This window comes from Pseudonocardia sulfidoxydans NBRC 16205 (assembly GCF_007989085.1).
Lineage (GTDB): Bacteria > Actinomycetota > Actinomycetes > Mycobacteriales > Pseudonocardiaceae > Pseudonocardia > Pseudonocardia sulfidoxydans.
The window spans coordinates 20,640-39,556 of record NZ_BJVJ01000055.1 but is presented as its reverse complement, the minus strand read 5'-3'; the positions used below and the strand labels follow the sequence as shown (position 1 = coordinate 39,556).

Here is an 18,917-nt window from a genome sequence, read left to right as displayed (position 1 = left end):
GCCCCCCTCCCCCACGGACCGACGGCCGCCCGCCCGGCCCGCACCGCGCCGCGCGGGCCCCCTCGTCGCCGTCGCCGCCGGCGTCGCCGTCCTGCTCGCCGCCGCGCCCATCGCCGCCGTCGTCTCCGGACTCGGCTGGCTCGGGCACGCCGCCGGGGTCATCGCCGTCTGCGTCGTCGTCGGGCTCGCGCTGCGCCGAACCCACGCCGTCATCGGCGCCGTCGTCGCCCTCGTCGCCGTCCTCGAGTACGTCGTCGTCGCATTCACCCCCGAGTGGTGGCCCGGCCCCGCCGCTTTCGCCGAGCTCGGCCGGCTCGTCGCCGGGGCGGGCGAACAGATCGGCGCCGGTGTCCCGCCCATCGCGGGCACCCCGGAAATCCTGTTGCTGACGACGGTCGCCCTCGGTCTCGTCGCCGTCGTCGTGCAGCTCATCGCCGTCGTCGGGCAGGCACCCGCCGCCGCCGGCGTCCCGCTGCTCGCCGTCTACGCCGTCCCCACCGCGCTCACCGGCCAGCTGCTGCCGTGGTGGGCCGTCGTCGGGCCCGCCGCCGGGTTCGCCCTGCTTCTGCTCACCCGCCGCGGCGCCCGCCGCCAGCTCCCCGCCGGTGTCGTCATGACCGCCGCCGCCGTGGTCGTCGCGCTGCTGGCCGGGTCGCTGTTCACCGCCGTCGGCACCACCGGCCGCTTCTCCAGCGGCAACGCCGGGGCCACCGGCGCCATCGGGCTCAACCCGTTCACCGCGCTGCGCGGTCAGCTCACCCGCGGCACCCCCACCGACCTCTTCGAGGTCTCCGGCCTGCCCACGGCCCAGTACATGCGGGCACTCACGTTGCGCGACTTCGCCGCCGACCGCGGTTTCGTCGCCACCGCGCCCGCGCCCGGCGTCCGCATCGGCGACGCCGACCTGCCCGACCTGCCGACCGGCAACGCCGAACGCGCCACCGTCGGCGTCGAGAACGTCGGCTTCCGCGACTACTGGCTGCCCCTCTACGGCACCCCGCAACGCATCGACGGCCTGTCCGACGAGTGGTCGTTCGACCCGACCTCCGGTATCGCCTACAGCACCCGCCAGCGTGAGGAGAGCGGCTGGACCCAGTCCGCGGTGCTCAGCACCCCCTCCGCGGAGGAGCTGCGCGCCGCGACCGCCGCGACCGGCGCCGTCGACATCGGATACCTCAACATCGCCGGCGTCGATCCCCGCGTCGGCGAGCTGACCGCCGAGGTGACCCGGGGCCGCGTCAACGCCTTCGACAAGGCCATGGCCGTCACCGACTTCTTCACCGGCCCGTCGACGCAGTTCCACTACAGCCTGCAGACGGCCCCCGGCACCGGCGACGACGCGCTCGTCGACTTCCTCACCCAGGGCCGCACCGGCTACTGCGAACAGTTCGCCACCGCGATGGCCGTCATGCTCCGGACGGTGGGTGTCCCGTCCCGCGTCGCCGTCGGGTTCACCGGCGGCACCGTCGACGGCGACCACCGGCTGATCACGAGCTCCGACGCCCACGCGTGGGTCGAGGTCTACTTCGCCGGCTACGGCTGGACCGCCTTCGACCCCACCCCGCTCGCCGACGGCCGCACCATCGTCCCCGCCTACGTGCAGCAGGCCCGCGACCAGGGCGGCGCCGACCCCCAACCCGCCACCCCGCAGGACGCCGACCCGACCCCCGACAACGGGCCCGACGCCGGCGCCCCGCAGGACCAGCCCCTCACCCCCGACCAGCCCGAGCCCGCCGCGCAGGAGTCGACGTCCTGGACCATCCCGCTCCTGGCGGTCGTCGGCCTGCTGGTGATCGCCGCGCTCGTCCTGCCCTCGCTGCTGCGGCGCGGGCAACGCCGACGCCGGCTCGCCGCCGCCGGTGGGGGTGGGCCCGACGCCGCTGAACAGGCCTGGGCCGAGATCGTGGCCGAGTCGACCGACCGCGGTGTCACGATCCCCGACACCGACACCGTCCGCGGCGCCGCCCGGCGGCTGGTGAGCGCGCACAGTTTCGGCGACCCCGCCCGCGACGCCCTGCGCGAGCTGGTCACCGAGGTGGAGGCTGCCCGCTACGCCGGCGCCCCGCCGCAGGCCGACGGCGCCGTCCTCACGGCGGCCGTCGGCACCGTCCGGGCGGCGATGGCCGAGGGCACCCCGGTCGGGCTGGGCCGCAGGCTCTTCCCCCGCTCGGTGACCTCCCGCCGCTCCGCGCCCGCCGCGACGGAACCCACCCCCGCCTGAGGCGTCCGTCCGCGCGCCCTCACGGTGGTCGTGGGTGCTCTGAACAGCGGTGAGGTTGCGCCCGACGATCCGTGCGCAACCTCACGGTCCTATCCGGGTCTGAACGCAGCAGTCAGGTTGCGCCCGGATGACGTCCGCGCGCGGGACAGCTCCGCAAAGACGACGACGGCGACCCCGGTGGGGTCGCCGTCGAGCGGGACATCGGTCCCGGAACGTCAGGTCATTCCTGTTCGAAGCGCCGCCGGAAGCGCTCCTCCATCTTCCCGGTGATGCCGCCGCGTTCCTGGGCCTGCTGCGGGGTGTTCTTGCCGCCCTGCTGGGCCTGGGTGCCGCTCGCGCCCACCGAGGTCACGGCCAGGACCGCGCCGCCGAGCATCAGCAGGAAGCCCACGACGCTCAGGACGGGGAAGCTGCTGGCCAGCCACAACGCGCGGACGGCCACCCCGACGACGAGCAGTACGAGGCCGAGCAGGAACACCAGGACGCCCTGGAGGCGCCTGCGGCGGGTCGGTTTGCGCAGTCGGCCGCCGCGTACGGACGATGCGAACTTGGGGTCCTCGGCGTAGAGAGCACGCTCGATCTGGTCGAGCAGTCGCTGCTCGTGCTCGGAGAGGGGCATGTCTTCGCCTCCGGCACACGATGTTCGGTCGGGTCATCTTCCATGGTGCCGGAACGACACGACGAGCGCCCAGGGTGGGCGTCTAGTGCAGAGGATACGAGTCCGACGCCTGGTCCACTAGCCGGAGTATCCAACACGACTGTCCGATCTTCGAACGGCTCGCGCCGTTCGCCCTGTCGGCGACCCCGTCGTCGCACCGGAGGTCCGCCGTCGTCGTACCGGAGGTCCGCCGTCGCACCGGAGGTCCGCCGTCGCACCGGAGATCCGTCACGGACCCGGGCACCGGCCGGGCGACCCGGGCGCCGCGCCCGACACGGCGGGCATCGCGCTGGTCAGGGTCAGGGTCAGGGACGGCGGGCGAGGGCGTGCAGCCGGGTGGCGACCTCGCGCAGGGCCGGCACCCCGGCCGCGAGCGCCTCGAGCTCGGCGACCTCGACCGCGCCGCCGTCGCGGACGGAGCCGGGAAGCCAGCCGTCGAGCACACCGTCGCCCTGGACGACCTCCACGACGAGACCCGCGCCGTCGAGCAGCGCGCGCAGGCCGGGGCCGTCGAGGCGGCGGCGGAGCTTGTCGTCGGGGCCGGAGCGGCCGTCGGTGTCGGTGAGGACTGCGCGCGCCTCGGCGAGCCGGCCCGCGAGGACACGGGTGAGCACCGCGGCGGTCCGGCCCGCCACCAGCACGGACACCGCGGCGCCGGGGGCGGCGGCCGCCCTGAGGGCGGCGACCGCGCCGTGCGCGTCGTCGACGACCTCGAGCAGCCCGTGACCCAGCACCAGGTCGGCGCTGCCGGGCTCGATGCACTCGGTGAGGGCGTCGACGTCGCCCTGCACCGCGGTCACGTGTTCGCCGACGCCCGCCTCACGGGCCCGCCGCTGCAGGGCGGCGAGCGCGTTGGGGCTGCTGTCGACGACCGTCACCGTGCAGCCCGCGGCCGCGAGCGGTACCGCCCACGCGCCGCTTCCGCCGCCCACGTCGACCACCAGTGGTCGGCGGGCGGGGTGCGCCGCCCGGACTCGATCCAGCTCCGTCTCGAGAGCTCGGCCCACCCGGCTGCCGCCGGACGCACCGAGCAGATCTCCCGCCGCCGCAGTCACGGACCGCAGCGTAGTGGTCGGCACGACGGAGTAAGTTGATCGCGTGCACGTCGTCGCCACGTTGAGCCTCAAGGGCGGTGTCGGGAAGACCACTGTCGCCCTCGGTCTCGCGGGCGCGGCCCTGCACCACGGCATCCGGACCTTGCTGGTCGACCTCGACCCGCAGGCCAACGCCACCATCGCCCTCGACGTCGAGCCCACGACGGCGACCATCGCCGACGTGCTCGACGATCCGCGACGTTCCGTGCTGCACCGGGCCATCGCGCCCAGCGGGTGGGGTGAGGGTCTCGACGTCGTCGTCGGGGCGGAGCAGACGGAGCGGCACAACCACCCCGATCCGGGCCCGAAGCAGCTCAACCGGCTGGCGCGGGCGCTGTCGCGGCTGCACGACCTGCCGGACGCCGACCCGGACGACGACGACCCGATCGGGCACGCCGCGGGGTACGACCCCGACGATCCCGACGCCTACCGGCTGGTGGTCGTGGACTGTCCGCCCTCGCTGGGGCAGCTCACCCGCAGCGCGCTGACGGCGGCGCAGCGGGCGATCCTGGTGACCGATCCGACGATGTTCGCGGTGTCGGGTGTGCAGCGGGCGTTCGACGCGGTGCACACCGAACGCCACCGCGGCAACCCCGAGCTGCAGCCGCTGGGCGTGCTGATCAACCGGGTCCGTCCCCGCAACGCCGAGCACGAGTACCGCATCTCCGAGCTGCGGGAGATCTTCGGGCCGCTCGTGTTCAGCGGCGTCGTGCCCGACCGTTCGGCCGTGCAGCAGGCGCAGGGGGCGTGCCTGCCGATCCAGGCGTGGGACACCCCGGGGGCGCGCGAGGTCTCGGCGGTGTTCACGACGTTGCTGGCCCGGGTGCTGCGCAGCGGGCGCAGCTCCGGCCGCGGCACCTCGCCCCCTCCCCCGATCTCCTGACCCCACCCCACGCCGAGGTACGTGCGCTGTCATCGGCCGGGGATGTCGGCCGCGACGAGCGCGACGAAATGCTCCGCCTGACGCAGCAGGTCGTCGGCGTCGCGCCGGCTCACCAGGCGTGCGATCCCGGCCTCGGCGGCGGCCCGCGTCGCGGAGCAGGACGCGAAGAACGCGGCCCACTCCCCCAGCTCCGGCGCCACCCCGGCGAGGAGGTCCCACACGTTGCGGGTGGCGCCCCGGCGCGGCTGCGGACGCGCCCGCACCGCGAGCACCGCGGCGGCCGCGCGCAGCGCCGACAGGTAGGCGGCCGGGTAGCGGCGCAACGGGTCGTCCAGGGTGCGGGCCTCGGCCAACCCCTCCTGCGCCTGGCGCAGCAGCGCGCTCCCGTGCCGTGACGTGGGCGGTGCGGCCGGCGGTGTGCGCCGCGGCGGCCGCGCGCCGCGCGTGCCGTCGGATCCGGCGCGGCGGCCCGTGGCGGCGGGACGTGCCGGGGCTTCCCCACCCCGGCCTCGTCCGGCCTGCCGCGACCGCCGCGGCCCGGGGACGAACGGCAGCACCGTCTGCCCCGGTGTGCGGCCGTCCTCGCGGTCGCGCTCCCGGCCGGCTGCCTGCTCCCGCAGGTGCTCGAGTACGTGGTCCACCGTCGTCACCCCTTCCGTGCCGTTCCCGTCGTTCCCGCCCACCTGCACCGCAGCCGCCGCAACCCGTACCGGCGAGCTCATCTCGGCACCCGCACGAGGTCCCACACGCCCGGCCCCGCCCGCATCCGCAGCACGAACTCGATCTCCGGCGCGTGCGGCTCCTCCGCCGACCGGGCCGTGACCCGCCAGCAGCGCAACCTGTCGCCACCGATCGGCATCGGCGACGGGAACGGCCACGGCGACTCCTCGATCCAGCGCTCCCGCACGTCGGTGATCAGGTAGCGCGGCCCGCGGCGCACCGGTCTGCGCGAGAACTCGACGGGTTCTCCGTCCTGCCAGCGGACCTGGATCGGCATCGGCTGGCGCGGCCCGAACACGCGACTGAACCCGCTCATCGCGGCCCGCCCCGTGCAGTGGCCGCCGCACCGGCCACCGGCCCGCCCGGGTCCGGCCTCGACGGCGCCCTCACCTCGACCATGCTTCTCACGACCCCTTCCGGGCCACGCCGCCGGCGAGCGCTTCCCTTCGCTCGCCGGTCGACGCGACCGGACCATCATATCGAACACATGTTCGACCGTTCCAGTAGAGCCGCCCCCTTTCGTGGCGTCAAGTCGGGCTGCCCGCCCCTGCACGGGCACCGGGCGACGTGATGAGATGGCGCGGTGCACGGCCCGGACCACCCACCCTCGCCGCACCCCCGTCGGGTGCGGCCGACCGCCGCGTCCGCGCCCGCACGGGATCGGGCCCACCGATGACCGCCGCACCCCCGCGGCACCGGCTCGTCCAGCTCGGACCGGTCGAGTTCGCCGCGCGGGTCGACGAGGCGCTGGCCGTCTACGTCGCTGCGATGGGCTACCCGCGCAGCACCGCCCGCCAGCGCCGCAGCCTCTGGCTCGACCACGGGCGCCGGCCGGGATGGCGTGCGGTGGGCTGGCTCGACGCGGCCGGTGCGCTCGTCGGCATCGCCTACGGCTACTCCGGCGGGGCCGGGCAGTGGTGGTACGACGAGGTGCGCCGCGGGCTGGACGACGACCCGGCGGCGTCGCTGTGGCTGTCGGACTACCTCGAGCTGACCGAGCTGCACGTCCGGCCCGACACGCAGGGCGCGCGGCTGGGCGAGGGTCTGCTGCGGGCGCTGCTCACCGACACCGGGCACAGCCGGGTCCTGCTGTCGACGCCGGAGTACGGCGAGCGGCCGCCGGGCCGGGCGTGGCGGCTGTACCGCCGGACCGGGTTCGTCGACGTGCTGCGCCACCACCGGTTCACCGGCGACGCACGTCCGTTCGCGGTCCTGGGCCGCACGCTGCCGCTGGACCCGCCGGACACCGGTGCGCCCCAGGGCCCACCGACCTGACCGCACCCTGTGCGGCACACGGCACGCAAAGCCGGTGCGGGACACGGGGCCCCGCCGTCACGGCGCGCGGGCGACCCGATGGCACGATGGCCGCATGCAGTCCCCGCCCGTCGCAGGCGTCCGCTCCCCCCGCCGTCGTGTGCTGGCCGTCGTGTTGCTGGCGGTGCTCGTGCTCGGGGCCCTCGGCGGGTGCGCCCGGGTGCGGACGGCGCTGGCCCTGCAGCCCGACGACACGGTCACCGGGGAGATCGTCGTCGCGACGCCGCAGACCTCCCCCGACGACCGCGGCCCGGCGCTGACGCTGCCCGAGGACATCAGCGACAAGATCGACGTGTCCGACTACCGGCAGGACGGCTACACGGGGTCGCTGCTGCGGTTCTCGGGGTTGTCGTTCGACCAGGTGTCGGAGCTGGCCGCGGTCGCCGGGCCGGTGGGGCAGCAGCGCACGGAGCTGACGCTGCGCCGGGCGGGCAACCGGGTCCTGGTCACCGGCAAGGTCGACCTGACGACGATCGCCGTCGACAAGGCGGACTTCCAGCTCAAGATCAGTGTGCCCGGCGAGGTGCTGGACACCAACGGCGACACCGACTCCGGCACGATCAGCTGGACGTTCACGCCGGGCCAGGTGGGCGATGTGCGGGCGTCGGTGGCCTACGACGACCCGGACGCCCCGTCGGCCACAGCGTGGACGGTCGGACTGGGGCTGGTGGTGCTGGCGGCGTCGGTGGGTGTGGTGCAGCTGGCCCGCCGCACCCGCAACCCCCCGCTCACCCCGTCGGGGCGCTGACCCGTCCCGGCGGGGCGCAGGCTACGAGCGCGCCGCCGCCAGCCCGAGACGGCCGACGAGCTCGACCGTCGCCGGTGAGCGGTTGAGCGTGTAGAAGTGCAGCCCGCGCACGCCCTCGGCGAGGAGCTTCTCGCACAGCTCGGCCGTGGCGTCCATGCCCGCGGCGCGGAACGCGACGGGATCGTCGGCGAACCGGTCGAGCCGGGCGACGAGGTCCTCGGGCAGCGGGGCACCGGAGAGCTCGGGGCCGCGGTGCAGGGTGCGGACCGTCGTGAGCGGCATGATCCCGGGCAGCAGCGGGACGTGACAGCCCGCGGCGTCGAGCCGGTCGCGCAGCCGCAGGAACCCGCCGGGTTCGAGGAAGAGCTGCGTGATGGCGAAGTCGGCACCGGCCCGGATCTTGGCGACGAGGTGTTCGAAGTCGGTGTCGGCGTCGACCGAGCGCGGGTGGCCGTAGGGGAAGGCCGCGACGCCGACGCAGAAGTCGCCCAGGCTGCGCACCATGGTGACGAGCTCGTCGGCGTAGGTGAGGCCGTCGGGGTGCGGGGTCCAGTCGCCCAACGGGTCGCCGGGAGGGTCGCCGCGCACGGCGAGGACGTTGCGTACGCCCGCGGCGGCATAGGACCCGATGACGTGGCGCAGTTCGGCGCGGGAGTGGGCGACGGCGGTGAGGTGCGCCATCGGGACGAGCGTCGTGTCGGAGGCGATGCGCTCGGTGGTGCGGATCGTCCGGTCGCGGCTGGTGCCCCCGGCCCCGTAGGTGACGGAGACGAATGCCGGGTCGAGCGGCTCGAGGCGCCGGATCGCGCCCCACAGCTGGGCCTCGCCCGCGGCGTCCTTGGGCGGGAAGAACTCCACGGAGAAGAGGGGGTGGTCGACGTCGAGCCGGTCGACCACCGTCGCGCGTGGGGCTGGGGTGGTGCTCACCGGCACAGGGTACGGCCAGGGCCGCCGCCCATCACCGGCCCTGTGCGGCGACGACGCGAGGGCGCCACGTCCGGTTGGTCCGGATCGCCGGGCGCTCCCGTCGCCGCGCCGAGCCGTGGAACCGCCGATAGTCTCGGGTCGTGCCCATGACCATCGCGAGCGGCCGGGGACCGGGTTGACGGCCCGTTCCGGCGCCGCCGACCTCGATCTGACGCGGTCCCCCGCGTCGGGCGTCGATGCCCCGGACCCCGCCGACCCCACGGACCCGCGGCAGGTCCTCGCCCGCGCGGACGCCGACGTTCCCGCGGCCGTCGAGAGCGAGCTCGCGGCCTGCCTGGCCGAGCGCCGTCGTGACGCGGCGGCGGTCGCGCCCGAGGTCGACGGCGCCGTCGAGGTGCTGGAGCGCTTCGTCCTGGGCAGCGGCAAACGGATCCGGCCGACGTTCGCCTGGTGGGGCTGGCGCGGCGCGGGCGGGGACCCGGCCCGGGCGGGGGTGGTGCTGCGCGCGGTGAGCGCGTTGGAGCTGCTGCAGGCGTGCGCGCTGGTCCACGACGACTACATCGACGCCTCCGCGACCCGCCGCGGGTGCCCGACGGTGCACGTGGAGTTCGCGGCGCGCCATCGCGACGCGGGCTGGACGGGAGAAGCGGAACGGTTCGGGGCGGCGGCGGCCATCCTGCTGGGCGACCTGGCGCTGGCGTGGGCCGACGACATGCTGCAGGGCTCCGGGCTCGACGCGGCGGCGCTGGCCCGGGCGGGCGAGCCGTGGCGGGCGATGCGCACGGAGGTGCTGTGCGGGCAGTACCTCGACGTGCTGGCGCAGGCCCGGGCCGACACCACGAGCGCGTCGGCGATGCGGGTCAACCGCTTCAAGACCGCGGCGTACACGGTGGAACGGCCCCTGCACATCGGTGCGGCCCTCGCCGGGGCCGACGATGCCCTGACCGACGCGTACCGCCGTTTCGGCGCCGACGTCGGCGTGGCGTTCCAGCTGCGCGACGACATGCTCGGCGTCTTCGGCGACCCGGAGGTCACGGGCAAACCGGCGGGCGACGACCTGCGCGAGGGCAAGCGGACGCTGCTGGTGGCGCTCGCGCTGGAGCGGGCCGACGAACGCGGCGACGCGGCGGCGGCGCAGGTGGTCACGCAGGCGCTGGGCGACGCCGACCTCGACGACGCCGGGGTCGACCGGGTCCGGCAGGTCCTCGTCGACCTGGGCGCGACCGACGCGGTCGAGGACCGGATCGCGACGTTGACGACGTCGGCGCTCGACGCCCTCGACGGCGCGGACGTGGCCGAGCCCGCCGCGGCGATGCTCGCCGACCTCGCCGACCGCGCGACCCGACGCCGACGGTGAGCCCCCGGACGCTGCCCGGCCCGTCCGATCACGTCGTGGTCGTGGGTGCGGGCCTGTCGGGTCTGTGCGCGGCGCTGCACCTGCTGGGCGCGGGCCGCGACGTGACGGTCGTCGAGCGCGACACCGGCCCGGGCGGCCGGGCCGGGGCACTCGACCTGGAGGGCCCGTCGGGGACGTTCCGCGTCGACACGGGCCCGACGGTGCTCACGATGCCGGAGCTGGTCGAGGAGGCGTTCGCCGCCGTCGGGGAGCGGATGGCCGACCGGCTGGACCTCGTCGCGCTGGACCCGGCCTACCGGGCCCGGTTCGCCGACGGTTCGGTCATCGACGTCCACACCGACGGCGAGGCGATGGAGGCCGAGGTGCGCCGCACGTGCGGCCCCGAGGCGGCGGCCGGGTACCGCGATCTGCGGGCGTGGCTGACGCGGCTGTACCGGTCGGAGATCGACACGTTCATCGGCGCGAACCTGGACTCCCCGCTCGACCTGCTGGTCCCGGACCTGGCGCGACTGGCGGCGGCGGGCGGGTTCGGTCGGCTGGGCCCGCAGGTGGCACGCCGGATTCCCGACGAGCGGCTGCGCCGCGTCTTCTCCTTCCAGTCGCTGTACGCGGGGGTGGCGCCGCGGCACGCGCTGGGCGCCTACGGCGTGATCGCCTACATGGACACGGTGGCGGGGGTGTGGTTCCCGCGCGGCGGCATGCGCACGCTGGGCGCGGCGCTGGCCGCCGCCGTGACGTCGGCGGGCGGGCGGATCCTGTACGGGCGCACGGTGGCCGGGCTGGACCGGCGGTCGGGCCGGGTCGACGCCGTGCGCCACCGCGCGAGCGACGGCAACGGCGACGACCTGGACAGGCTCGGCTGTGACGCCGTCGTGCTGACCCCCGATCTCCCGGTCGTGCACCGGCTGCTGGGCCGTCCGCCGCGCCGGCCGGTGCCGCTGCGCTGGTCGCCGAGCGCGGTCGTGCTGCACGCGGGACTCGACCGCCGCCTCGACGCGACCCCGGACACGAGTGCGCACCACACGATCTCCTTCGGCGACGCGTGGGACGAGACGTTCGAGGAGGTCATCGACCGGGGCCGGCTGATGCGTGACCCGTCGCTGCTCGTGACGCGGCCGTCCGCGACCGACCCCGGCCTCGCCCCCGACGGCCGCGACCTGCTGTTCGTGCTCGCGCCGTGCCCGAACACGGTGACGTCGTCGATCGACTGGCCACGCGTCGGCCCGGCCTACCGCGACGAACTCCTCGGCGTCCTGGCCGAACGCGGCTGGGGCGACCTGTCGTCGTCGATCGAGGTGTCGCAGCTGGTCACGCCCGCCGACTGGGCCGCGCAGGGCCTCGGCGCGGGGACCCCGTTCTCGCTGGCCCACACGCTCGCGCAGACGGGCCCGTTCCGCCCGCGCAACCTGGTGCGCGGCCTCGACAACGTGGTGCTCGCCGGCTGCGGGACGACGCCGGGCGTCGGCATCCCGCCGGTGGTGCTGTCGGGGCGGCTCGCCGCGGAACGGATCACCGGGCCGTCGCGACGCCGCAGCGCCACCACCTCGCCACCGTGGTCGCGGGGCACCACGGCGCGGGACCGCAGGGTCCCGACACGGCCTTGACGGCAGGCGTGCGAGCATGGGCGCCGACATGACCGCCCAGCCCTCCACCCCGGTCCCCCGGCCGGCGGCGCCCGAGCCGACGACATCGGAAGCGGTGTCGTCCGCCCAGCCGACGGCGGAGCCGGCCACGGTGCGCCCGGCCGCGACGCTCCCGGAGACCTCGCAGACCACCCCCGACGGCCACGACCCGGCACCCGCGGCACGCCGCTCCCGCTTCGGCAACCCACCCCGCGGCCCGCTGCTGCTGGGCCTGGGCGCGTCGCTGCTGATGCTCGTCGGCGGCTTCGGCGCGGGCGGCACCCTGATCCGCGACCCCTGGCTGACCAACTCCCCCGTCGGGTTCTGGCGCTACGGCCACGGCTCCGAGATCGCGACGGCGCTCGTCTACATCGGTGTCGTGCTGCTGGCCTGGGCGTGGATCCGGCTGGGACGCGACGTCCTCGCCGGACGTGTGGGCGGGCGCGCGGTGCTCTCCACCGCGGTGGTCTGGCTCATCCCCATGCTGGTGACGCCACCCCTGTTCACCCGCGACGTCTTCAGCTACCTCGCGCAGGGCGCCCTCCCGCTGCACGGCTTCGACCCCTACGCGGTCGGACCGGACGTGATGCCGGGCGTCTTCACCGACAACGTGCACTTCTTCTGGCAGGACACCCCGGCGCCCTACGGGCCGCTGTTCATCCTGCTGGCCAAGGGCACCGCCGCGCTCGCAGGCAACAACATCATCCTCGGCGTCATCCTCATGAGGCTGATGCTGTGTCTCGGGCTGGTCATGCTGGTCTGGGCGCTGCCCGAGCTCACCCGCCGCATGGGCGGCTCGGTGCCGGTGGCCCTGTGGGTCGCGGTCGCCAACCCCCTGATGATCATCCACATGGTCGGCGGCGGCCACAACGACCTGCTGGTCATGGGGTTGCTCGCCGTCGGCGGACTGTTCGCGCTGCGCGGGAAGTGCCTGCTCGCGATCGTGATCGTCAGCGCTGCGATGGCCGTCAAGGCAAGTGCCGCGGTCGCCCTCCCGTTCGTCGTGCTGATCTGGGCGATGCAGATGCCCGGCCCCACACGCACGGTCCGCATCGTCAAGGCCATCGGCGCCGGCCTCGGCGTCTTCGTCGTGACGTTCGGCCTGATCAGCGTGGCCGCAGGTGTCGGGCTGGGCTGGCTGCCCGCGCTCAGCGCACCGTCGATGATCGTGAACTGGCTGTCCTGGCCGACGGGCGCGGGCGAACTGGTCCACTGGGTGATCAACCTCGTGTTCACGGTGCCCAAGCAGCCGTTCATCAACGTCGCGCGGATCGTGGGCGCGGCGCTGCTGGTGTGGATCGCGGTCAAGCAGTGGCTCGCCGCCCGCGACGGCGGACCCGATGCGCTGCGCCGGGCCGGGATCGTCCTGCTCGCCGTCGCCGTCCTGTCCCCCGCGACACTGCCCTGGTACCTCAGCTGGGGCATCGCGTTCCTCGCCATGGCACCGTGGTCGCGCAAGCACCTGTCGTGGCTGGTCGCGGGCTCGTTGTGGCTCGTGATCGTCTACTACCCCAACGGCGAGGACGCGCTCTACAACTGGGGCTACCTCGCGGTCTGCGCGCTCGGGTGCCTGCTGGCCGCCTGGTCGCTGCACCGGCCCGACCCCCTCGGCCCGGGCCGGCACTCGCCGGTGGCGTTGTCGGAGAAGCCGGGCGATCCCGTGACGGCGACCGGTGCCGGGCAGCGGCCGAGCTGAGCTCGACGCCGCGGGCCTGGACGACCCGGGCCTGCGCGCCGGGTACGCGGCGTGCCGTGCCCTGCACGCCGCGCACGGGCGCACCTACTTCCTCGCGACGCGGCTGCTGCCCCCCGAACGCAGGCCCGCCGTGCACGCCCTGTACGGGTTCGCCCGGTTCGCCGACGAGATCGTCGACGACCTGTCCGACGGCCGCTGCGCGACCGACCGGGCAGCGGGCATCGACGCACTCGGCCGAGCCCTGGAAGCCGCCCTCACCCGTGCCGACCCCGGAACCGACGCCGGGCCGGCCGCTGCGCCCGTCCTGCTCGCCCTCGCCGACACCGCCCACCGCTACGACATCGACCCCGTCCACTTCCGCGACTTCCTCGCGTCGATGCGGATGGACACCGCGGTCACCGAGTACGCGACCTACGACGACCTGGCCCGCTACATGCACGGCTCGGCCGCCGTCATCGGGCTGCAGATGGTGCCGATCCTGGGCACCGTCGTCCCCCGCGAGGCCGCCGAACCCCACGCCGCCGCACTGGGCGTCGCGTTCCAGCTGACCAACTTCCTGCGCGACGTCGGCGACGACCTCGACCGTGGCCGGGTCTACCTGCCCGCCGACGAGCTGGCCGCGTTCGGAGTCGACCGCGACCTGCTCCACTGGTGCCGGCACCGGCGCGCCCACGACCCGCGGGTCCGGGCCGCGATCGCGCACCTCGTCGCCCGCACCCGCGCGGTGTACCGGCGCGCCGCACCCGGGATCGGGATGCTCGAGCCGGTGTCACGGGCGTGCATCGGCGCGGCCGCGACCCTCTACGGGGGCATCCTCGACCGCGTCGCCGACGCCGGCTACGACGCCGTGCTGCACCGCCGGGTACGCGTCGGCACCGCCCGGCGCGCGACCGTCGCGCTGCCGGGCCTGGTCAGGGCGGTGGCGGCGCGGACACCGTTCCACGCCACCAGGAACGACGACCGGGTCAGAACGCCATCGCCTGCGCGCGACGCTTGACCTCCTTGTGCCGCCCGGCCCGCAGAGCCGCGACAGGCGTGCCCGGCAGCGAGTCGTCGTCGGCGAACAGCCAGCGCAGGATGTCCTCGTCGGGGTAGCCGCCGTCGCGCAGCACAGTGATGGTGCCGCTGAGCCCCTTCACGATCCCGTGCTCGTCGTCGAGGAAGTCCGCGGGAACCACTGTGGCCTTCTCGCGGCGCAGCGACAACAGCTGCCCGTCGCGCACCAGCTGGTGCACACGGGAGACGGGGACGGACAACTTCTGGGCGACGTCGGCGACCGGAACGGTCACGACATCATCGGAGAGCACCGACTCGGCACCCGATACCTCACTCACCGTCCGGCCTCGCCAAAGCTCGGCCGACGCTTCGCGGACACGCTGTGCCGTCGGTTCGTTCGCTGACGCTCACTCATCGTCCGGCCTCGCCAAAGCTCGGCCGACGCTTCGCGGACACGCTGTGCCGTCGGTTCGTTCGCTGACGCTCACTCACAGCGCGAAAGGATGCCACAACAGCGGCGATGGCGGGCAGCGTCCGACCGGACGGTACCGTCGGGGGGTGAACGCCCCGACCGGATTCGCAGGTGCGCTGCTGGACGCGCGCTACCGCGTCGGCGGGGTGATCGCCAAGGGCGGCATGTCGACGGTCTACCACGGCGTCGACACCCGGCTGGACCGTCCCGTCGCGATCAAGGTGATGGACGGCGGCATGGCGGCCGACCCCGCGTTCCGGACCCGTTTCGAGCGCGAGGCCCGGCTCGCGGCCCGGATCGACCACCCGGCCGTGGTCGACGTGCACGACCAGGGCGACGGCCCGGACGGTGCGTTGTTCCTGGTCATGGAGCTGGTGCAGGGCGGCACGCTGCGCGATGTGCTGCGGGTGCGGGGTGCGGTCGGCGTGCCCACGGCGTTCGCGGTCATGGAGCCGGTGCTGGCGGGGCTGGCCGAGGCGCACCGCCTCGGCATGGTGCACCGCGACGTGAAGCCCGAGAACGTGCTGATCTCGGAGAACGGCGAGGTGAAGGTCGCCGACTTCGGCCTGGTCACCGCGGCCGCGCAGAGCGGGGCGAGCCACGCGGGCATGATCATGGGCACGCTCGCCTACCTGTCCCCCGAGCAGGTGGCCAGCGGCGCGGCCGACGCCCGCAGCGACGTCTACTCCGCCGGGATCGTGCTCTACGAGCTGCTCACCGGCTCCCCGCCGTACGTGGCCGACGTCCCGATCACGGTGGCGCTGCGCCACGTCAACGAGGACGTCCCGGCCCCGTCGCAGGTGGCGGGCGACGTCCCCCCGGAGCTCGACGAGCTGGTCCTGGCCGCCACCCGGCGCGACCCGGCGGCCCGCCCGCCCGACGCGGCGGCGTTCCTCGCGGCGCTGCGGGCGGTGCGCGACCGCCTCGGTGTCCCGCAGGTCCCGGTGCGCCCGCCGGTGCGTCCCGTGGAGGAGCAGCTGACGGTGCCCGCGGCGCGCCTGGCCGGGCCGAGCGGCACGCGCACGATGGAACGTCCCCCGGTGGCCGACCCGTTCGGCCCCGACGCCACCCCGCCCGCACCGCCGGCCCATCACGCGGCCCGCAGGCGCAGCAGGCGCTGGCTGGCGTTGTGGATCGCGGTCGTGCTGGTCCTCGGGCTCGCGGTGGCGGGCACGGCGTGGTGGCTGGGGTCGGGGCGGTGGACGGCGATGCCGTCGGTCGTCGGGCTCGACCGGTCGGCGGCGGAGAAGCTGCTGGCCGACTCCGACCTGGTCGTGACGGTCAGCGAGAAGCACCACGACTCGATCGCGGCCGATGTGGTCGCGCAGGCCGACCCGGCGCCGCAGTCGCGGCTGCTGCGGGGCGCGCATGTGTCGCTGACGGTGTCGAGCGGGCGGCCCGTGGTGCCGGCCGTGGCGCCGGGTGCGGCGGTCGCGGCGGTCGAGCAGCAGCTGCGCGACAACGACCTCACGCCGGTGCGTTCCGTCGCGGCCACCGAGTTCAGCGACAGCGTCCCCGAGGGCGCGGTCCTGCGTACCGATCCTGTCGCCGGCAGCGCGCTGCCCATCGGTGCGCCGGTCACCCTCGTGCTGAGCAAGGGCGAGCAGCCCAAGAACGTCGAGGTGCCCTACGTCGTCGGGATGCGGGTCGAGCAGGCCACGCAGGCGCTGCGCGAGGCGGGGTTCGACGTCGAGACCGAGTCCGACTTCCCCTTCGGCGACCGCGACAACGGCCGCGTGGTCGCGCAGTACCCGGACGCGGGCGAGGCGCTGCCCCGCGGCACCACGATCACGTTGACGGTGTTCTGAATCCGGGCTCAGCCCCGCAGCATCTCCGCCACGAGGAACGCCAGCTCCAGTGACTGCTGGGTGTTGAGCCGCGGGTCGCACGCCGTCTCGTAGCGGCCCGACAGGTCGGCGTCGGAGATCTCCTGCGCCCCGCCCAGGCACTCGGTGACGTCCTCACCGGTGACCTCGACGTGGATGCCGCCCGGGTGCGTGCCCAGGCTGCGGTGCACCTCGAAGAAGCCCTGCACCTCGTCGACGATCCGGTCGAAGTGGCGGGTCTTGTAACCGGTCGTGGACTCGTGGGTGTTGCCGTGCATCGGGTCGCACTGCCAGATCACCTTGTGCCCCGACGCGGTGACCTTCTCGACGATGGGCGCGAGCACGTCGCGCACCTTGCCGTTGCCCATGCGGCTGACCAGCGTCAACCGGCCGGGGACGCCGTGCGGGTCGAGCCGCTCGACGTACTCGACGGCCTGCTCCGGAGTGGTCGTCGGGCCGATCTTGAGCCCGATCGGGTTGGCCAGCAGCTCGAACAGCGCGACGTGGGCGCCGTCGAGCTGGCGGGTGCGCTCCCCGATCCACACGAAGTGCGCCGACAGGTCGTAGAGGCGCGGGGTGTCGGTGCGGGTGTCGAGGCGCAGCATGGCGCGCTCGTAGTCGACGAGCAGCGCCTCGTGCGAGGCGTAGAACTCGGTGGTGTGCATGCGGTAGTCCTCGACGCCGCACGCGTCCATGAACTGCAGTGCCCGGCCGATCTCCCCGGCCAGCGCCTCGTAGCGCTCCCCCGCGGGCGAGGTGCGGACGAAGTCCTTGTTCCAGTCGTGGACCATCGACAGGTCGGCCATGCCGGTGGCCGTGAGCGCGCGGACGAGGTTCATCGCGGCGCTCGCGTTGGCGTAGGCGCGGACCATGCGCGACGGGTCGGGGATGCGCGCGACCGGGTCGGCGACGATGGAGTTGACGATGTCGCCGCGGTAGGAGGGCAGGCCCAGCGCGTCGGTCGGGCTGCTGCGCGGCTTGGCGTACTGCCCGGCGATGCGGCCCAGCTTCACCACGGGCAGCGACGCCCCGTAGGTGAGCACGATCGCCATCTGCAGCAGCGTGCGGATGGTCGCGCGGATGTGCGGCTCGGTGTTGTCGACGAACGTCTCCGCGCAGTCGCCGCCCTGGAGCAGGAACGCGCGCCCGTCGGCGACGTCGGCGAGCCGCTCGTGGAGCCGGTCGACCTCGGCCGGCAGCGTGACGGGCGGGACGCTCTCCAGGACGGTGCGCACGTGCGCGACCTGCTCGGCGTCGGGCCAGTCGGGCTGCTGGGCCGCGGGACGGGCGAGCGCCTCGTCGAGACGGCCGCGCAGGTCCGCGGGCAGCGGCGGCAGCTCGGGCAGGACTTCGACGGGGGCGTCGACCGACCAGTTCACACCCGTCAGGTTAAGCCGTGACGGAAGCCGCACGGCGCGCGGCCCGGCGCTGTCCGGCCGACCGTTCGGGGTACGCCGTCCGTGGAGCCGCTGCTCCGACCGGAGGCAGTCGTCACCCGGACGGACCGATTCCACATCGGACTCGGGGTGTACCCCTCCGGCATGGCAACCCTCCTCTGGATCCTCGCGGTCATCCTGGTCGTCGCCGGCATCGTGGCGATCGTCCGTCGTCAGCTGCTGTGGGGCATCGTGCTGATCATCGTCGGTCTGCTCGTCGGCCCGGGCGGGGTGAGCATCTTCACCTGATGCGGGGTCGGCGGTCGCGGCTCAGCGGGCCGCGACCGCCGACTCGATGGCCTCCCAGCGCCGGACGTTGAGCCGGGCGTCGGCCAGCGCGTCGTGGGCGTCCGACGACGGCGGCGGCAGCGGGGGCCGCCCGGCGTCCTCCCAGCGCTGGCGCAGCTCGCGGGTGAACCGGGGCAGCGCCCGCGGCAGCGCCGGCATCGCTCCCCACAGCTGGCACAGCGCGACGTGGTCGTACGCGGCGATCCACGCCCACAGCTCCACGTCCCCGGGCGCACCGGTGAGGAACGCCAGCAGGTCCGAACGGATCGCCGCACGCGACCGCCACGCCCTGTCCGAGGGCGACGGGAGCTTCGGCAGCACGTTGGCCCGCACCCAGGCCCCGGCCCGGCCCGGGTCGAACTCCGTGGAGACGGCGTAGAACTCGCGTCCGTCCTCGCCCACCACACCGATCGACACCAGGTCGATCGTCGTGCCGTCCTCGATGAACTCGCAGTCGTAGAAGAACCGCATTCCGTTCCGTTCTGGCTGGTCCTCGTGCGCCCGGCCGGTCGCCCGGACAGGTCGGCCGCGTGCTCCGGGCCGCCGACGAGCGTACGGACCCGTCCGAGACGGCGCCCCGCGTGCCCGGGTCCGACCCCGGCGCAACACCGATTCCGCGACGATCCCCGCAGGTCACGACGCCGCGACGAAATCCTCGT

Annotated in this window: 18 protein-coding genes; 10 read left to right on the top strand and 8 right to left on the bottom strand. The window is 74.7% G+C overall.

Annotation, left to right across the window (positions count from 1 at the left end):
* Nucleotides 1–2,221, top strand: a 2,221-nt coding sequence (locus PSU4_RS22235; RefSeq protein ID WP_147111810.1) for a transglutaminase TgpA family protein, incomplete at its 5' end; no start/stop codon positions are given.
* 220 nt (nt 2,222–2,441) lie between these two features.
* Here the strand turns inward: PSU4_RS22235 and PSU4_RS22230 are convergent.
* The gene (locus PSU4_RS22230) at nt 2,442–2,840 is read right to left on the bottom strand and encodes an SCO2097 family morphological protein (RefSeq protein ID WP_147111806.1); all 399 of its coding nucleotides are present in this window, start codon (nt 2,838–2,840) and stop codon (nt 2,442–2,444) included.
* 344 nt (nt 2,841–3,184) lie between these two features.
* Nucleotides 3,185–3,934, bottom strand: a complete 750-nt coding sequence (locus PSU4_RS22225; protein WP_246115272.1) for a class I SAM-dependent methyltransferase — start codon at nt 3,932–3,934, stop codon at nt 3,185–3,187.
* 43 nt (nt 3,935–3,977) lie between these two features.
* Between PSU4_RS22225 and PSU4_RS22220 the strand changes: the two genes are divergently transcribed.
* Nucleotides 3,978–4,856 carry a ParA family protein gene (locus tag PSU4_RS22220; RefSeq protein WP_147111803.1) on the top strand — a complete coding sequence of 293 codons (879 nt, stop codon included), beginning with the start codon at nt 3,978–3,980 and terminating at the stop codon, nt 4,854–4,856.
* A gap of 29 nt (nt 4,857–4,885) precedes the next feature.
* Here the strand turns inward: PSU4_RS22220 and PSU4_RS22215 are convergent, their stop codons facing one another.
* Together PSU4_RS22215 and PSU4_RS22210 are read right to left on the bottom strand one after the other, a co-directional pair.
* Nucleotides 4,886–5,497, bottom strand: coding sequence for an SAV_6107 family HEPN domain-containing protein (locus PSU4_RS22215; RefSeq protein ID WP_147111801.1), 612 nt, complete (start codon nt 5,495–5,497; stop codon nt 4,886–4,888).
* Nucleotides 5,498–5,574: 77 nt separating this feature from the next.
* The gene (locus tag PSU4_RS22210) at nt 5,575–5,892 is read right to left on the bottom strand and encodes a hypothetical protein (RefSeq protein ID WP_147111798.1); all 318 of its coding nucleotides are present in this window, start codon (nt 5,890–5,892) and stop codon (nt 5,575–5,577) included.
* A 356-nt stretch (nt 5,893–6,248) separates the two neighbouring features.
* Here PSU4_RS22210 and PSU4_RS22205 point away from each other — a divergent pair, with 356 nt between their 5' ends.
* Nucleotides 6,249–6,851, top strand: a complete 603-nt coding sequence (locus PSU4_RS22205; RefSeq protein WP_147111795.1) for a GNAT family N-acetyltransferase — start codon at nt 6,249–6,251, stop codon at nt 6,849–6,851.
* A 94-nt stretch (nt 6,852–6,945) separates the two neighbouring features.
* Nucleotides 6,946–7,638, top strand: coding sequence for a DUF3153 domain-containing protein (locus PSU4_RS22200; protein WP_147111792.1), 693 nt, complete (start codon nt 6,946–6,948; stop codon nt 7,636–7,638).
* Nucleotides 7,639–7,659: 21 nt separating this feature from the next.
* Here the strand turns inward: PSU4_RS22200 and metF are convergent, their stop codons facing one another.
* Nucleotides 7,660–8,565 carry a methylenetetrahydrofolate reductase [NAD(P)H] gene (metF, locus tag PSU4_RS22195; RefSeq protein WP_147111789.1) on the bottom strand — a complete coding sequence of 302 codons (906 nt, stop codon included), beginning with the start codon at nt 8,563–8,565 and terminating at the stop codon, nt 7,660–7,662.
* Nucleotides 8,566–8,899: 334 nt separating this feature from the next.
* Here metF and PSU4_RS22190 point away from each other — a divergent pair, with 334 nt between their 5' ends.
* Genes PSU4_RS22190 through PSU4_RS22175 form a run of 4 tightly spaced genes read left to right on the top strand, consistent with a single transcriptional unit; the run spans nt 8,900 to nt 14,237 of the window.
* Nucleotides 8,900–9,922 (top strand): polyprenyl synthetase family protein, encoded by a 1,023-nt coding sequence (locus PSU4_RS22190; RefSeq protein WP_246115274.1) that lies wholly within the window; start codon nt 8,900–8,902, stop codon nt 9,920–9,922.
* Nucleotides 9,919–11,526 (top strand): phytoene desaturase family protein, encoded by a 1,608-nt coding sequence (gene crtI, locus PSU4_RS22185; RefSeq protein ID WP_222596366.1) that lies wholly within the window; start codon nt 9,919–9,921, stop codon nt 11,524–11,526. Before PSU4_RS22190 ends, crtI begins: the two co-directional genes overlap by 4 nt.
* 28 nt (nt 11,527–11,554) lie before the next feature.
* Nucleotides 11,555–13,240 carry a polyprenol phosphomannose-dependent alpha 1,6 mannosyltransferase MptB gene (gene mptB, locus PSU4_RS22180; protein WP_246115271.1) on the top strand — a complete coding sequence of 562 codons (1,686 nt, stop codon included), beginning with the start codon at nt 11,555–11,557 and terminating at the stop codon, nt 13,238–13,240.
* Nucleotides 13,218–14,237, top strand: a complete 1,020-nt coding sequence (locus PSU4_RS22175; protein ID WP_147111786.1) for a phytoene/squalene synthase family protein — start codon at nt 13,218–13,220, stop codon at nt 14,235–14,237. The genes mptB and PSU4_RS22175 overlap by 23 nt, the downstream gene beginning before the upstream one ends.
* Here the strand turns inward: PSU4_RS22175 and PSU4_RS22170 are convergent.
* Nucleotides 14,206–14,574 (bottom strand): Rv2175c family DNA-binding protein, encoded by a 369-nt coding sequence (locus PSU4_RS22170; protein WP_147111783.1) that lies wholly within the window; start codon nt 14,572–14,574, stop codon nt 14,206–14,208. The two genes, PSU4_RS22175 and PSU4_RS22170, sit on opposite strands and share 32 nt — an antisense overlap.
* A 220-nt stretch (nt 14,575–14,794) precedes the next feature.
* Here PSU4_RS22170 and pknB point away from each other — a divergent pair, with 220 nt between their 5' ends.
* Nucleotides 14,795–16,516 (top strand): Stk1 family PASTA domain-containing Ser/Thr kinase, encoded by a 1,722-nt coding sequence (gene pknB, locus PSU4_RS22165; protein WP_186817116.1) that lies wholly within the window; start codon nt 14,795–14,797, stop codon nt 16,514–16,516.
* An 8-nt stretch (nt 16,517–16,524) separates the two neighbouring features.
* Here the strand turns inward: pknB and PSU4_RS22160 are convergent, their stop codons facing one another.
* The gene (locus PSU4_RS22160) at nt 16,525–17,913 is read right to left on the bottom strand and encodes a class II 3-deoxy-7-phosphoheptulonate synthase (RefSeq protein ID WP_147111778.1); all 1,389 of its coding nucleotides are present in this window, start codon (nt 17,911–17,913) and stop codon (nt 16,525–16,527) included.
* Between the two features lie 162 nt (nt 17,914–18,075).
* On the opposite strand from PSU4_RS22160, the gene PSU4_RS31480 reads away from it, so the two are divergent.
* Nucleotides 18,076–18,219 carry a GPGG-motif small membrane protein gene (locus PSU4_RS31480; protein ID WP_186817115.1) on the top strand — a complete coding sequence of 48 codons (144 nt, stop codon included), beginning with the start codon at nt 18,076–18,078 and terminating at the stop codon, nt 18,217–18,219.
* A gap of 21 nt (nt 18,220–18,240) precedes the next feature.
* On the opposite strand, the gene PSU4_RS22155 is transcribed toward PSU4_RS31480, so the two are convergent.
* Nucleotides 18,241–18,729 (bottom strand): polyadenylate-specific 3'-exoribonuclease AS, encoded by a 489-nt coding sequence (locus tag PSU4_RS22155; RefSeq protein ID WP_147111775.1) that lies wholly within the window; start codon nt 18,727–18,729, stop codon nt 18,241–18,243.
* Between the last annotated feature and the right edge of the window lie 188 nt (nt 18,730–18,917).